The organism is Bartonella sp. EBT8 (assembly GCF_055796165.1).
Genome location: NZ_JBTTDJ010000079.1, coordinates 1 through 1181, shown reverse-complemented (window position 1 = coordinate 1181; position 1181 = coordinate 1). Strand labels below are relative to the sequence as shown.

1 protein-coding gene is annotated in these 1181 nt (G+C 36.3%); it reads left to right on the top strand.

Annotated elements, in window-relative coordinates:
* Positions 1–420: 420 nt before the first annotated feature.
* A partial coding sequence (locus AC0QT4_RS09170) for a hypothetical protein (protein WP_473201358.1) occupies positions 421–1181 on the top strand: 761 nt, incomplete at its 3' end.

Genomic DNA, 1181 nt, shown 5'->3' with positions numbered 1-1181 from the left:
TAAAATTACAGAGGATGGTGAGGTAAGTTATTCGCATTCACAAGCTTATGATATCGATAAGGAGCTAGAAAAAGCGCTTGATATTCAATTGGGTAATATTCAAAATGAAAAAAAATGAAAAAAATATAAAATTCGTATTGACTTTAAAGGAAGCTTCGTTTAGAAGGATGGCAGGTGCTTAAAAACCACTTAGTGTCGAGCGGGTTAATCACGATAAGATTATTCCCATGCCTTTAAAATACTGACTTTCTTTTATGCTTTTGAGAGCATATAATGGTTTATGTCGGGTGTGCTTACACCATACAATACCCTTCGCGAGGGAAAAGTGTAAGCAACGGACTTGACACCGTGTTTTTAGCACCCGGCGCCTTTATAGGCTGTCAATTAAAAACGTTAATTTATGTCAAGAAAGGATTTCAAATGAAATCTACAGTTAAAAACACCCCCGTTATCTCTACAAAAAAATATGAATTTACTGATGAAATCCACAGTATTCCAGAAGGAAAAAGTGTACGTCGTATACGAGCATTAAGAGATTTTGCTGATGTAAAAAAAGGTGACCTCGGCGGCTTTATTGAAAACGAAAAAAACTTATCACATGATGGCAATTGCTGGGTTTATGATAACGCTATGGTTGCTATGGATTCTGTCGTTTCTGAAAATGCACAAGTGCGTAATAATGCTCGTGTTTATAAAAGTGCAAAAATATCAGACAATGCTATTGTTTGTGACAATGCTCAGGTTTTTCATAATGGTAAGATTTTTGATAATGCAAGAATTTGTGATAACGCCATGATTAATGGCACTGTGAGTGGCAATGCCGTTGTTTGTGATAAAGCTCAGGTCTCTTTTATTGGTCGTGTTTCTGATAATGCAAAAGTTTCTGATTATGCGCATGTAACAGGCGAGGTTTATGGAAATGCACGCGTTTATGGAAATGCTATCATTTATGGATTTTCTGAAATTTACGATGATGCGCAAGTTTATGACAGGGCTGTTATTTCTGAGCATGTAAAGGTTTATGGAAATGCACGGGTTTGTGATAAGGCTTTGGTTTATAGCAAGCCTCGTACCGATGGCTATGCTCCACCTATCTATGTAAATATTTCAGGCAATGCTGTGGTTAATGGCAATCAAAAAATATGTGAAGATATTTGTGTTAATGACAACAAAGCAGCATA